We start from the raw sequence: 13,190 nt of genomic DNA on the forward strand, positions 1-13,190 counted from the left end.
CGCCGTCATCCCACGATGGCGTCCGACGGTGGCGTGAACTGGCGGGTCGGCGTGCCCTTCAGGCCGTCGCGCAGGGTCTCGGCCACCGCCGCGATCGGGATCTGGGACTGCCCGTCACCGACGGCGTTGAACGGGTTGTCCGGGTCGGAGATGAAGCTCGCCGCGGCCAGCTCCGGCGTGTAGCCGACGAACCAGGCGGACCGGGTGCTGTCGGTGGTGCCCGTCTTGCCGGCGACCGGGCGGCCGACCGTACCCCGGACGCTGTCGGCGGTTGACCAGCCGCCGCAACCGCCGCGTGCCGGACTGTCCCCGGTCGGGCACCGGGCGGCGTCGGTGGCCGCCCTCGCTGCGTCGGCGCTGACCACCTGGCGGCAGCGCGGCTTGGCGACCTCACGGTGCAGACCACCCGGAGTGGCGTACGTGGCCGGGGTGCCGTCCCGGTTCATGATCGCCTGCACCGGGATCGCCTCGCAGTAGCGCCCGTCGGCCGCCACGGCGGCGTAGGCGTTCGCCATCTCCAGCGGTGTGGCGTCGGAGACGCCCAGGGTGAACGCGCCCCACTTCTTGGCCTTGCCCGGGGACGCCTGTTCCCGGTCGACGTCGGTGCGCCAGCGCAGGCCGAGCTGTTCGGCCAGCCGGACCGCCCTATCCGCGCCCACCTTCTCCTCCAGCCACACGAAGTACGTGTTGACGGACTTGCCGAAGCCGGACCACATGGTCTGTTGTCCGGTCATCGCGCCGCTGGCATTGGAGGGCGCCCAGCCGTCGTAGACCGACGACTTGTAGCGGTACGGGGCGTTGAACGAGGTGGACAGCGTCATTCCCGAGTCCAGCGCGGCCAGCATCGGGAACATCTTGAACGTCGACCCGGCCTGGTAGCCCGGCAGATCGCCGCCGCCGAGCAGCGGCGCCACCGTGTTCGGATAGTTGGCTTTCACCTTCGGCCCGGCCTCGGGGTTGGAGCTGGGTGGGTTGTCGGCCAGGTCCAGGGAGTAGTTCCGGTTCACCGCCATCGCCTTCACGCGCCCGGTCCCCGGCTCGGAGACCACGATCCCGTTGGCGAACGGGCTGCCGGTGCCCTCCTTGGCGCCGACGTTCTTCTCCGCCGCCTCCTGGATCTTGGGATCGAGGCTGAGCACGATGCGGTAGCCGCCCCGACGCAGCTTGTCCATCCGCTCCAGCCGGTTGGCCCCGAACGCGGGCTGCGAACTCCACCAGTTCTTCAGGTAGTCGCAGGCGAAGCCCCAGCTCCGGTACTTCTCGATGATCGAGGCGCAGTCGCTCGGCGGGGTGGTGAGCTTGAGCCGGATCGGCTCGGTCTTCGCGGCGGCGGCCGAGTCGGGGGAGAGGTAGCCGAGCTGGCTCATCCGGTCCAGCACGTAGTTGCGCCGCCCGGTGGCGTCCTTCTGGTCGGTGTCGGCCGGGTCGTACTCGGAAGGGGACTTGACCAGCCCGGCGAGGGTGGCCGCCTCGACCGGGGTGAGGTCCTTCGGAGTCTTGGAGAAGAAGATCTCGCTGGCGGCGTAGATGCCGTACGCCCGGTGGCCGAAGTACGCCGAGTTCAGGTAGCGCTCGAGGATCTGCTCCTTGCTCAGCTCCTTCTCCAGGTCCAGCGCCATGCGCATCTCCTTGATCTTGCGCAGGCTGGTCTGCTGGGTGGCCTCCTGGACCTCCTTCGGGGTGTTCGCGCTGTCCCGCAGGGCCATCCGGACGTACTGCATGGTCAGCGTCGAGGCGCCCTGGGAGCCGCCGGAGCGGGCGTTGGACACGAAGGCGCGGGCCACGCCCTTCGGGTCGACGCCGTGGTGCTGGTAGAAGCGGTTGTCCTCGGCGGCGACGATCGCCTGCTGGATGTTCGGCGACATGTCCGACAGCTTCGTGTACTGCCGGTACTCCTCGTAGAACATGGTCAGCACGGTCTTGCCGTCCGGGGCGTAGAGGTAGGAGGTCTCGGCGGGCAGGGCGGTGGTCAGCAGTCTGGTCTTCTGCTCCGTGGCGTGCGCGGTGGCCTTCGCGCCGAGCCCGGTGAAGGCGACCACCGGGTACGCGACGGCGGCGATCACGATGCCGGCGATGAGGCCGGCGCGGAGAAGAGGAACGAGTCGACCAGCGGCAGCAAGGGGTCGGTTGCTCACGTGGCAAAGTTATGACATTTCCGATTCGTACATGAGAAGAACTCATAAACCCGCGAGGTGGTGACATGGCTTACGCCGACATCGACTGTCCCGCCGGCCACCTTCCCGGAAGGATCGCGGACATGCGTGATCAGCCCATCCCCGTCGCCCCGCCCACCGGGGCCGAGCTGGACCTCGCGCACCACGGCGACGCCGAGGTGGGCGCCGGGCTGATCGACCTCGCCGTCAACGTCCGCCAGGCGCCGCCGCCGGCCTGGCTGGCCGACCCGATCGCCGCCACCCTCACCGACCTGGCCCGCTACCCCGACCCGGCGCCGGCCCGCGCCGCCGTCGCCGCCCGGCACCGGCGTCACCCGGACGAGGTACTCCTCACCGCCGGCGCCGCCGAGGGCTTCGTGCTGATCGCCCAGGCGCTGCGGGGCATCCGCCGACCCGTGGTGGTGCACCCGCAGTTCACCGAGCCAGAGGCGGCGCTACGGGCCGCCGGCCATCCGGTCGAGCGGGTGCTGCTGGACCCGGCCGACGGGTTCCGGCTCGATCCGTCCCTGGTGCCCGACGACGCCGACCTCGTGATGATCGGCAACCCGACGAATCCCACCTCGGTGCTGCACCCCGCGCGGACCCTGGCCGCGCTCGCCCGTCCCGGCCGGGTGCTGGTCATCGACGAGGCGTTCGCCGACACCACCGGCGGCGCGCACCCCGGCGAGCCGGAGTCGCTGGCTGAGCGGCGGGATCTGCCCGGGCTGCTCGTCCTGCGCAGCCTCACCAAGACGTGGGGCCTGGCCGGCCTGCGGATCGGCTATCTGCTCGGCGCCCCCGAGCTGCTGTCCCGCCTGGCCGCCGTCCAGCCGCTCTGGGCCGTCTCCACGCCCGCGCTGGCCGCCGCCGCGGCCTGCGCTACCCCCGTCGCGGTCGAGGCCGAACGCGCGATCGCCGCCGACCTCGCCGCCGACCGCGACCACCTGGTCGCGCGCCTGGCCGACCTGCCCGGCGTACGCGTCGCGGGCCGCCCGGCCAGCGCGTTCGTCCTGCTGCACCTGCCCGACGCGAACCGGGTCCGGGAGGGCCTGCGCGATCGGGGCTGGGCGGTACGCCGGGGCGACACCTTCCCCGGGCTCGGCCCGGACTGGCTGCGGGTGGCGGTACGCGACCGGAACACCACCGATGCGTTCATCGAGGTGCTGCGCGAGACCATGGAGGCATGATGTTGGAGACCACGATTTCGGCCATCCGGCCACTCGACGAGGCAGCGATGGCCGCCGCCCGCGAGCTGCACGGCCGGCTGACCAAGCCGCCGGGCTCTCTGGGCCTGCTGGAGGATCTGTCGGTACGCCTCGCCGGGCTCGCCGGGGCCTGCCCACCGCCGGTGCCCGAGCCGGCCGCCGTGGCGATCTTCGCGGGCGACCACGGGGTGCACGCCCAGGGGGTCAGCCCGTGGCCGCAGGAGGTCACCGGGCAGATGATCGGCAACTTCCTGGCCGGCGGTGCGGTAGTCAACGCGTTCGCCCGCCAGGCCGGCGCCTCGGTCACCGTGGTCGACGTCGGGGTGGCCACCCCGCTGCCCGTTCCCGAGGCTTCCGGGCCGGCTGACCCGTCCGCGCCCCGACTGGTCACCGCCTCCGTGCGCCGGGGCACCCGGGACCTCACGGTGACCGCCGCGCTCACCCGGGACGAGGCCCTCGCGGCGGTGCGGACCGGCATCCGGATCGCCGACGAGCTGATCGACGCCGGGGCGGGCATCCTGCTCACCGGGGACATGGGCATCGGCAACACCACCCCGGCCGCCGCGCTGATCGCCGCGTTCACCGGCGTCGACCCGCTCGACTCCACCGGCCGGGGCACCGGGATCGACGACCCGACGTACGCCCACAAGGTGGCCGTCGTGCGGGCCGCGCTGGCCCGGCACACGCCCGATCCGGCCGACCCGCTGGGCGTGCTCGCCGCCGTCGGTGGCCTGGAGCACGCCGCGCTGGCCGGGCTGATCCTGGGCGCCGCGGCCCGCCGTACGCCGGTCCTGCTGGACGGCGTGATCGCGGTGTCGGCGGCGCTCGCTGCCGCCGCGTTCGCACCGGACGCGGTCGCGGCCATGGTCGCCGGGCACCGCTCGGCCGAGCCGGGCGCGACGGTGGCACTGCGCCACCTCGGCCTCGACCCGCTGATCGACCTGGGGCTGCGCCTCGGCGAGGGCACCGGCGCGCTGTTGGCCCTGCCGGTGGTCACCGGCGCGGTCCGCGTGCTGCACGACGTGGCCACCTTCGACTCCGCCGGGGTGGCCGAGAAGTGACGACGCCCAGCGAACGCTCCGGCGGTACAGGGTGAGCGCCAGCCCGTACCCTCTCGGCCTGCGGCTCGACGGGCGACGCGTGGTCGTGGTGGGCGGCGGTGCGGTCGCCACCCGGCGGGTGCCGGCGCTGCTGGATGCCGGCGCGGACGTCCTGCTGGTGGCCCCGGAGCTGACCCCGGCGCTGCGGGCCCGGGTGGACGCGGGTCGGCTGCACTGGGCGCCGCGCCGGTTCGTGCCCGAGGACCTGGACGGGGCCTGGCTGGTCCAGGTGGCGATCGACGATCCGATGGCGGCGGCTGCGGTGAGCGCCGTCGCCGCCGAGCGGCGGATCTTCTGCGTCCGGGCCGACGACCGGACCGCCGCCACGGCCTGGACGCCGGCGGTGACCCGACACGGCCCGGTCACCGTGGCGGTGCTCGGCGGCGGTGACCCCCGCCGCGCGATGACCGTCCGCGATGCCATCCGCGACCTGCTCGCCGTACGCGACGCTGCTCCCACCCGGGTCCGGCCCGACGCCGAGGCGACGACCGGCGCGACCGCCGGGCGGGTGGCTCTCGTCGGGGCCGGCCCGGGAGACCCGGAGCTGATCACCGTGCGGGGTTGGCGGCTGCTCACCGAGGCCGACGTGGTGGTCGCCGACCGGCTGGTGCCCGGTCTGCTCCTGGACGAACTCCGCGCCGACGTCGAGCTGGTGGACGCCTCGAAGATCCCCTACGGCCCGTCCCGGGCCCAGGAGGAGATCAACCGGATCCTGGTCGACCGTGCCCTGGCCGGCGCCGTCGTGGTCCGGCTCAAGGGCGGCGACCCGTACGTCTTCGGCCGTGGCGGCGAGGAGCTGCTGGCCTGCGCGGCGGCCGGCGTACCGGTGACAGTCGTTCCGGGAGTGACCAGCTCGATCGCCGCGCCCGCCGCCGCCGGGATCCCGGTCACCCACCGGGGGGTGGCGCACGAGTTCACAGTCGTCTCCGGGCACGTGGCACCCGACTCGCCGGCCTCGCTGGTGCGCTGGGACGCCCTCGCGGGCCTGCGCGGCACCCTGGTGATCCTGATGGGGCTCAAGAACCTCGCCGCCATCGCCGAGACGCTTATCGCGCACGGCCGGTCGCCACAGACGCCGGCCGCGGTGGTCCAGGAGGGCACCACAGGCGCTCAACGGACGCTGCGGTCCACGCTCGGCGCGGTGGCCGCCGACGCGCTCACCGCCGAGGTGCGCCCGCCCGCGGTCGTGGTGCTCGGCGACGTGGTGGGTGCCCTCGACGGGTGACCGGTGGCACGGTCCAGGCGGGCGCGGAGCGGCCCCGGGCGGTGCGGGCGGCGGAGCGGACCCCGGGCGGTGCGGGCGGCGGAGACCGGCTGGTCCCCGCGCAGAGGGCGACGCGAGGGCCGCGACGGCGGCTCTCGGGTGACCGGTACCCGCCGGTGGGGTTCGACCGGCCGGCGTCGGCCGAATGACGAAGGGCCGGAGCAACGCTGCCCCGGCCCTTCGTCGAACTGACTGTCGGCTACTGCTTGAGCATGTTGTCCAGCAGCAGGGCGCAGCGGATCAGCCCGAGGTGGCTGTACGCCTGCGGGTGGTTGCCCAGGCCGCGCTCGGCGAGCGGGTCGTACTGCTCGGGGAGCAGCCCGGTCGGGCCGGCGGTGAGCACCATCTGCGCGAACAACTCCTCGGCGTCGGTGCGGCGGCCGGTGCGCAGGTACGCCTCGATCAGCCACGCCGTGCAGATGTGGAAGCCGCCCTCACGGCCGGGCAGGCCGTCGTCCCAGTGGTAGCGGTAGACGACCGGGCCGCTGCGCAGGTCCGCCTCGATCTTCAGGACGGTGGACAGGAAGCGCGGGTCGTCACCCGGGAGCAGGCCGGAGAGGCCGATCCAGAGCGACGAGGCGTCCATGTCCTCGTCCCCGTACGCGACGCTGTACGCCTCGACGTCGTCGTGCCAGCCGTGTTCCAGCACGTTGGCGCCGATCCGGTCGCGCAGGTCCTTCCACTCCGACCGGTCCTCGCCGCCGTGCTGGCGCATCACGTGCAGCGCCCGGTCGACGGTCATCCAGCACATCACCTTGGAGAAGACGTGGTGCCGGGGTGGCAGCCGTGCCTCCCAGATCCCGTGGTCGGGCTCGTGCCACCGGCGACGGACCGCCTCGACCATGTTCTCCAGGACCCGCCACTCGTCGTCGCGGACCGAGCCGCGCGCGTCGGCGACCGCCGCGATCAGGTCGGCGATCGGGCCGAACACGTCGAGCTGGAGCTGGTGGTTGGCGAGGTTGCCGACCCGGACCGGCCGGGAGCCGGCGTACCCGGGCAGCGTGTCGATCACCGCCTCGGCGCCCAGCTCGTAGCCGTCGATCGTGTAGAGCGGGTGCAGTCGCTCCGGGTGGCCGCCGGTGCGCTCGATGCAGCCGTCGACCCAGCGCAGGAACGCCTCGGCCTCCTCGATGGACCCGAGGTCGACAAGCGCGCGGGCGGTCAGCGCGGCGTCGCGCAGCCAGCAGTAGCGGTAGTCCCAGTTGCGGACGCCGCCCAGCTCCTCGGGGAGGGAGGTGGTGGCCGCAGCCAGGATCGAGCCGGTCGTCTCGTGGCAGAGCCCGCGCAGGGTGAGCGCGCTGCGGGCCACCAGGTCGCGGGAGGTGGACGGCAGCCGCAGCGAGGCCACCCAGTCCTTCCACGGCTGCTCGGCCGCGGCCTGCCGCTCGTGGATCGGCACCCGGTGGTGCTCCAGGCTGTGCGTGCCGAAGCGCAGCTCCAGCACGACCTGCCCGCCGGCGGCGGAGAGGTCGACGACCGCCTTGGCGGTCTCGTACCCGCCGTCGTTGTTGACCTGCCACTCGACCCCGGGGGAGTAGAGGGCGACCGGTTCGTTCGAGCCGAGCACCAGCAGGCCGTCGCCGAGCGGCTGCAACTGCACGGCGACCTGACCGAACTCGGGGCGCGGGGCGAACTCCACCCGGACGCGACCGTTGCCGGTGAGCACCCGGACCAGGGTCGAGTCGCCGGTGACCACCGCCGGGCCGTCCGGCGTCGTCTCACGGGCCGGCTTGTCCAGCCAGTCGGTGACGGTGAGCCCGGACCACCGGGTCTCGACGGTCATCGTGCCCGAGCGGTAGCGCTGGCCCAGCGGGATGCCCCCGCGTTCCGGGGCGACGCTGAAGTGACCCGCCGGGCTGCCACCGACCAGGTCGGCGAAGATCGCCGCCGAGTCCGGCTTGGGGTGGCAGAGCCAGCTGACCTTCGCCTCCGGCGTGAGCAACGCGACCGTACGACCGTTGGCCAGCATCGAGTGCCGCTCGATCGGCACCGCCCGCTCGCCGAAGAGCCAGTGGCGGCGGGTCTCCAGCAGCAGCCCGAGCGCGCGGGCGGCCTCGATGGGTTCGGCCACCCGGAAGCCGGCCTTGGTCTCGCCGGGGCCGATCTTGATGCCGAGGTCCGGCCCGTGCAGGTTGCCGAAGGCGTTCTCGTCGGTGACGTCGTCGCCGATGAAGAGCACCGCGCTGGCCGAGAGCTGGGTCCGGAGCTGGTCGACGGCGGTGCCCTTGTGGGTGGCCACCACGGACAGCTCGATGACCTCCTTGCCCTGCGTCACCGTGACGCCGTCGAAGGTGGCCGGGCCGTTGCGGACCGCCTCGATGGCCGCCGCGGCGACCTGCGGGTCGACGCCCCGGGTGTGCACCGCGACGCTGGCCGGCTTGCGTTCCAGCCGGATGCCGGGGTGTTCGGCGGCGATCTCCCGCAGCGCGTTGCGCACCTGGGTGCGCACCGCGACCAGTTCGGGGGAGAGGCGCTCGACGAAACCGATGTCGAACTCGGAGCCGTGACTGCCGACGAGGTGTACCTCGCTGGGCAGCCGGGAGAGCGCGGCCAGGTCCCGCAGAGCCCGGCCGGAGACCACGGCCACGCTCGTCTGCGGCAGCGCGGCGAGCGCGCGGATCGCCGCCACCGACTCGGGCAGCGGTACGGCGGTGCTCGGGTCCTCCACGATCGGCGCGAGTGTGCCGTCGTAGTCGCAGGCGATCAGGAGCTGCGGAACCCGGGCGATCCGGCCGATGGCAGAGCGCAGCTCGGGGTCCATCACCCCGGTGGTGATCGCCGCTCCGTCGTTGACGGACGTGTTCACGCGGCCTCCGCCTCGGGAACTCCGAGTTCGGAGAGGAAAGACTTGGCCCAGTGCCCCACGTCGTGGGTACGCAGGTGACGTTGCATTGTCCGCATCCGGCGGCGCGCCTCGGTTTTCTCCACGTGCACGGCCCGGAGCAGGGCGTCCTTGACCGCGTCCGGGTCGTGCGGGTTACACAGGAAGGCCTGGCGCAGCTCCGTTGCGGCGCCAGCGAACTCGCTGAGCACGAGCGCACCGCCCTGGTCGGCGCGTGATGCGACGTACTCCTTGGCTACCAGATTCATACCGTCTCGCAGCGGGGTCACCATCATCACGTCCGCAGCAACGTACATCGCGGCCAGTTCACTGCGACTGTACGACTGATGGAGGTAATGCACGGCCGGCACGCCGACTCGGCCGAATTCGCCATTAATCCGACCAACTTCGCGCTCTACCTTGACCCGTAGTGCCTGGTAGTGCTCGACGCGCTCACGGCTCGGTGTGGCCACCTGCACCATAACGGCGTCCGGAACTGTCAACTTTCCGTCAGCAAGCAGTTCGCGGAAGGCCTTGAGCCGTAACTCGATGCCCTTGGTGTAATCCAGCCGGTCCACGCCCAGGATGATCGTCTTCGGGTCGCCCAGCTCGGCGCGGATCTGCTTGGCCCGGGCCTGGATCGCCGGGTCGGCGGCCATCCGTTCCATCTCCTGGGTGTCGATCGAGATGGGGAAGGCGCCCGCCTTCACCTGTCGCCCGTCGACCTGGATCATCTGCCCCTCGTAGCGCAGCCCGAGCAGGTGCCGGGCCAGCCGAACGAAGTTCTGCGCGGCCAGCCGCTGCTGGAAACCCACCAGGTCCGCGCCGAGCAGACCGCGCAGGATCTCGGTGCGGAACGGCATCTGCATGAACAGCTCGATCGGCGGGAACGGGATGTGCAGGAAGAACCCGATCCGCAGGTCCGGACGCAGCTCGCGGAGCATCGCCGGCACCAGCTGGAGCTGGTAGTCCTGCACCCAGACCGTCGCGCCCTCGGCCGCCACGTCCGCCGCGGCCTCCGCGAACCGCGCGTTGACCAGGCGGTACGCCTCGCGCCAGCGCCGCTTGTACGCCGGTGTCTCCACCGCGTCGTGGTAGAGCGGCCAGATCGTCGCATTCGACTGGCCCTCGTAGTAGCGCTCCAACTCCTCGGCGCTGAGCGGAACCGGGTGCAGCCGGATGCCCTCCAGGTCGAACGGCTCGGGGGCGGCACCGGTGCCGCCGGCCCAGCCGACCCAGGTGCCCTGGTGTTCGGCGAGCACGGGATGCAGCGCGGTGACCAGCCCGCCCGGGCTGCGTCGCCACTGCCGTCCCTCGGGTGTGCTCACCTCGTCGACCGGCAGACGGTTCGCCACTACGACAAAGGAGCTACGGACGGTCACGATCGGCCACCTCCGGGTGCTGACGGGTCCACCGCGATGAGCGTACTGAGCGTAGCTGCGGCGTCTTGTGCCCCGTGCCGGAGTCTCCTACCCGCCTCTTCAGCGCCGAAATCCTAACGGTGATCTTGTCGACAGCCGCGCCGCCCGCGTACTCCTCGGGCGGGGTGATGTGGGCGAAGCGCGCCGTACCTGTCAGGATTGACGATGGCGTGCGCGCGGCCGGCTCCCGGCCGGCGGCGGCGGGTGCAGGTCTTAGCCCGCGCCGCGCCGCCGACTCAGGCGACAGCAAACCGACGGAGGTAGCCCGCACCGTGGCCCAGTACATCTACGTCCTGGAAAAGGCGCGCAAGGCGCACGGCGACAAGGTCGTGCTCGACAACGTGACGCTGAGCTTCCTGCCGGGGGCCAAGATCGGTGTGGTCGGCCCGAACGGCGCCGGTAAGTCCAGCCTCCTCAAGATCATGGCAGGGCTCGACAAGCCGAGCAACGGCGAGGCCCGGCTGATGCCCGGCTACACCGTCGGCATGCTCGCCCAGGAGCCCCCGCTCAACGACGCCAAGACCGTCCTCGGCAATGTCGAGGAGGCGGTCGCCGAGACCAAGGCCAAGCTGGAGCGGTTCAACAAGATCGCCGAGCAGATGGCGACGGACTACTCCGACGAGCTGATGGAGGAGATGGGCAAGCTCCAGGAGGAGCTGGACCACGCCGACGCGTGGGACATCGACTCCAAGCTCGAACTCGCCATGGACGCGCTGCGCTGCCCGCCGCCGGACGCCGACGTGACCCAGCTCTCCGGTGGCGAGCGCCGCCGCGTCGCGCTCTGCAAGCTGCTGCTGGAGGCGCCCGACCTGCTGCTGCTCGACGAGCCCACCAACCACCTGGACGCGGAGAGCGTCTCCTGGCTGGAGCAGCACCTGGCCAAGTACGCCGGCACCGTCATGGCGATCACCCACGACCGGTACTTCCTGGACAAGGTGGCCGGTTGGATCCTGGAGCTGGACCGCGGCCGGGCCATCGGATACGAGGGCAACTACTCCACCTACCTGGAGAAGAAGGCCGCCCGGCTGGCCGTCGAGGGTCGCCGCGACGCCAAGATGAAGAAGCGCCTCACCGAGGAGCTGGAGTGGGTCCGCTCCAACGCCAAGGCCCGGCAGACCAAGTCCAAGGCCCGCCTGGACCGGTACGACGAGATGGCCAACGAGGCGGAGAAGACCCGCAAGCTGGACTTCGAGGAGATCCAGATCCCGCCGGGCCCGCGCCTGGGCAGCACGGTGATCGAGGCGAACGGTCTCAGCAAGGGCTTCGGCGACCGGCTGCTGATCGACAACCTGTCGTTCTCGCTGCCCCGCAACGGCATCGTCGGCATCATCGGCCCGAACGGCGTCGGCAAGACCACGCTGTTCAAGACCATCGTCGGGCTGGAGGAGCCCACCAGCGGCGAGGTCCGGGTCGGCCCCACCGTCTCGCTGTCGTACGTCGACCAGAACCGGCAGGGCCTCGACGGCGACAAGACCGTCTGGGAGGTCGTCTCCGACGGGCTTGACTACCTGATGGTGGGCAAGGTCGAAATGCCGTCGCGGGCGTACATCGCCGCGTTCGGCTTCAAGGGCCCGGACCAGCAGAAGCCGACCAAGGTGCTCTCCGGTGGTGAGCGCAACCGGCTGAACCTGGCGCTGACCCTGAAGATCGGCGGCAACGTCATCCTGCTCGACGAGCCGACCAACGACCTCGACGTGGAGACGCTCTCCAGCCTGGAGAACGCCCTGCTGGAGTTCCCCGGTTGCGCCGTGGTCATCTCCCACGACCGGATGTTCCTGGACCGGGTCGCCACGCACATCCTGGCCTGGGAGGGTGACGACCAGGACCCGGCCAGGTGGTTCTGGTTCGAGGGCAACTTCGAGGCGTACGAGAAGAACAAGATCGACCGCCTCGGCGCGGAGGCCGCCCGGCCGCACCGGGTGACCTACCGCAAGCTGACCCGCGACTGATGTCCGACCGGTTCGTCTACCACTGCACTCTGCGCTGGTCCGACCTGGACGCGTACGGCCACGTCAACAACTCGCGTTTCCTCACGCTCTACGAGGAGGCGCGGGTGGCGTTGATGTTCGCCGGCGGCCGGGTCTGGGGAGTGGGCTCGTTCGCCGACGGCGTGGTGATCCGCCGGCACGAGGTCGACTACCTGCGCCCGGTCGACTACGCGCTGGGTCGGGCCACCGCGGAGGCCGCGCCCACCGTCCGGATCGAGCTGTGGGTGGAGGAGATCAAGGCTTCACGGTTCACCGTCGCGTACGAGCTGTACGACGGCGAGGTGCTGGCCAGCCGTGCCCGCTCGGTGCTGGTGCCGTTCGACCTGACCCGCCAGGTGCCCCGGCGGATCACGCCCGAGGAGCGGGAGTTCCTGCTCACGTACGCCCCGCAGGGCGGCGGGGCGTGACGCGGCCGGGCACCGCCGACCCGGACCGGGTGGCGGCGTCGCCGTCCGGGCACGGCGTGACCGGCGTGGCCGACGCGGGTGCCTTCCTGGCCCGGCTGGTCCGGCTGGACCCGGCAGCGCCGGTCCGGCTGCGGCCGGCTGGCGCTCCCGGCCGGGTCGCCCTGTTCGCCCGGCTGCCCTGGCAGGTGCTGGTGGCCCGGACGGTCGCCGGTGGGGCCGCCGGAGACGTCACGGTGGGCGCCGCCGACCTGCTGGCCGAGCTGGAACGCGGTGGCGCGACGTTGCCGGCCCGCCGCGACGCGCAGTGGCGCTGGCCGCTGCCACCGGCGCGCAGCGAGCCGGTGGAGGTGCTGCCCGCCGTCGAGGTGCGGCGGATCGCCGACGCGGCGGCGGGCACCCTGCGTACCGCGAGCGAGCAGGGGGTGGCGGGCCGCGCGGTGGGTCAGCGCGCGTTGCGCGACGCGCTGCTCGACCACGTGGCCGTGCTGGTCACGCCGGACGATCCGCCGGGGCCTGCCGTCGAGGTGCCGCAGCGGCTGGTGCAGGGGCTGGTCCGGATGGGCTTCCTCGGCGCGATCGACGATCCGGCCGGTCCTGGCGCGCGCTCCGAGGTCCAGGTGCGGGTGGCGGGCCGTTGGGTCGGCCTGGTGGGACCATACGGAGCGGCCTGGTTGCAGAAGGCCACCGATCTCGCCGTGACGCCCCTCGCCACTCGTCCGAACGGATGACCCCTGCTCATTCTTCTGGGCCGGTGCGGCCGTTGGGGGGATGCTTCAACCCGGCTGTCCGGGTACCGTCCATCCTCGGATCCAACGCACCGTAGGCGGCTGG

General features: G+C 72.2%; 9 protein-coding genes. 6 read left to right on the forward strand and 3 right to left on the reverse strand.

The features are described from left to right. Positions 1-5: 5 nt before the first annotated feature. Positions 6-2,135: a transglycosylase domain-containing protein gene (locus ACGGAQ_RS25795; RefSeq protein ID WP_393053254.1), complete on the reverse strand. Its 2,130-nt coding sequence runs from the start codon at positions 2,133-2,135 to the stop codon at positions 6-8. Between the two features lie 122 nt (positions 2,136-2,257). On the opposite strand from ACGGAQ_RS25795, the gene cobC reads away from it, so the two are divergent. The 3 genes from cobC to cobA are packed head-to-tail and all read left to right on the forward strand — an operon-like array spanning position 2,258 to position 5,683. Further along, complete coding sequence (gene cobC / locus ACGGAQ_RS25800) at positions 2,258-3,340, forward strand: Rv2231c family pyridoxal phosphate-dependent protein CobC (protein WP_393053257.1); 1,083 nt, start codon at positions 2,258-2,260, stop codon at positions 3,338-3,340. Further along, positions 3,340-4,419 carry a nicotinate-nucleotide--dimethylbenzimidazole phosphoribosyltransferase gene (cobT, locus tag ACGGAQ_RS25805; protein ID WP_355066229.1) on the forward strand — a complete coding sequence of 360 codons (1,080 nt, stop codon included), beginning with the start codon at positions 3,340-3,342 and terminating at the stop codon, positions 4,417-4,419. The genes cobC and cobT overlap by 1 nt, the downstream gene beginning before the upstream one ends. A gap of 31 nt (positions 4,420-4,450) precedes the next feature. Further along, on the forward strand, positions 4,451-5,683 hold the full coding sequence (cobA, locus tag ACGGAQ_RS25810; protein ID WP_393053260.1) for a uroporphyrinogen-III C-methyltransferase: 1,233 nt from the start codon (positions 4,451-4,453) through the stop codon (positions 5,681-5,683). A gap of 238 nt (positions 5,684-5,921) precedes the next feature. Here cobA and otsB read toward each other — a convergent pair whose 3' ends face one another. Together otsB and ACGGAQ_RS25820 are read right to left on the reverse strand one after the other, a co-directional pair. Further along, the gene (otsB, locus tag ACGGAQ_RS25815) at positions 5,922-8,483 is read right to left on the reverse strand and encodes a trehalose-phosphatase (RefSeq protein ID WP_393053405.1); all 2,562 of its coding nucleotides are present in this window, start codon (positions 8,481-8,483) and stop codon (positions 5,922-5,924) included. Between the two features lie 41 nt (positions 8,484-8,524). Next, positions 8,525-9,925, reverse strand: a complete 1,401-nt coding sequence (locus ACGGAQ_RS25820) for a trehalose-6-phosphate synthase (protein ID WP_007464229.1) — start codon at positions 9,923-9,925, stop codon at positions 8,525-8,527. 311 nt (positions 9,926-10,236) lie between these two features. Between ACGGAQ_RS25820 and ettA the strand changes: the two genes are divergently transcribed. From ettA to ACGGAQ_RS25835, 3 genes are read left to right on the forward strand one after another with little or no spacing between them, the layout of a single operon-like run. Next, the gene (gene ettA / locus ACGGAQ_RS25825) at positions 10,237-11,913 is read left to right on the forward strand and encodes an energy-dependent translational throttle protein EttA (RefSeq protein WP_393053264.1); all 1,677 of its coding nucleotides are present in this window, start codon (positions 10,237-10,239) and stop codon (positions 11,911-11,913) included. Then, the gene (locus ACGGAQ_RS25830; protein WP_393053267.1) at positions 11,913-12,359 is read left to right on the forward strand and encodes an acyl-CoA thioesterase; all 447 of its coding nucleotides are present in this window, start codon (positions 11,913-11,915) and stop codon (positions 12,357-12,359) included. The genes ettA and ACGGAQ_RS25830 overlap by 1 nt, the downstream gene beginning before the upstream one ends. Further along, positions 12,356-13,087, forward strand: a complete 732-nt coding sequence (locus tag ACGGAQ_RS25835; RefSeq protein WP_393053270.1) for a hypothetical protein — start codon at positions 12,356-12,358, stop codon at positions 13,085-13,087. Before ACGGAQ_RS25830 ends, ACGGAQ_RS25835 begins: the two co-directional genes overlap by 4 nt. Positions 13,088-13,190: the final 103 nt, after the last annotated feature.

Origin of the sequence: Micromonospora sp. NPDC047557, assembly GCF_043205095.1 — a bacterium.
Classification (GTDB): Bacteria; Actinomycetota; Actinomycetes; order Mycobacteriales; family Micromonosporaceae; genus Micromonospora.